Raw genomic sequence first — 629 nt, forward strand, 5'->3', positions numbered from 1 at the left:
TGTTTTAGATGTTGAAATTTTAACTTCAGGTCGGAAGGGCATAACCGATTGTTATTGTCGGTTTTTACTGAAATAAGGCTTTCTTGACCGATACCCAAGGTATCTGCTGCTTTCTTAAGTGAGTAGTGACCTCGCTCAGAGACTAGAATAGCCAAACCTTCATAGCCATAATGCTTCATGGCCTTGAACAGGCCTTCTTTTTCGACGCCTTTGAATTCACCTTGCGCTTTTAGTGCGTTATTGCGAGCAACCCAAAGAGCGGTGATGTTGGCTATCGTGCCACCTGAACAGAAAGCTCCCAGAGAGTGACCAGCACTGTGCATCCAATGTGAATAGAAAGTGTCTTCTTGGCCATAGATCAGCCGATGGAGCATACCAAGTACTTGACGTTCTAGCGGTGTAAAAGCCTTCGACGTCTCTATCTTCACCAAGTTTTGGTTAAGCGCAATCATGATTTTTGAAAGCGGCATTAAGAAATAGGGAAGAGCAGATGTCATATGCCCTATAAAGCTAGGTGCTGATGTATGAACGGATTGCGCGACAAGCGTATCAAGAAGGTGTTGAGTGTGATCAGAAACGAACTCTGGTTGTTCTGGGATCACCGGATTAGAGAAGTCTTTTTCAATATC

At 44.0% G+C, this 629-nt stretch carries 1 protein-coding gene; it reads right to left on the reverse strand.

Annotated features, from left to right (window positions below):
* Positions 1–629, reverse strand: a 629-nt coding sequence (locus BCU12_RS11285; protein ID WP_241909814.1) for a pyridoxal-dependent decarboxylase, incomplete at both ends; no start/stop codon positions are given.

Source organism: Vibrio sp. 10N.261.55.A7, assembly GCF_002877365.1.
In the GTDB taxonomy this organism is placed as follows: Bacteria; Pseudomonadota; Gammaproteobacteria; order Enterobacterales; family Vibrionaceae; genus Vibrio.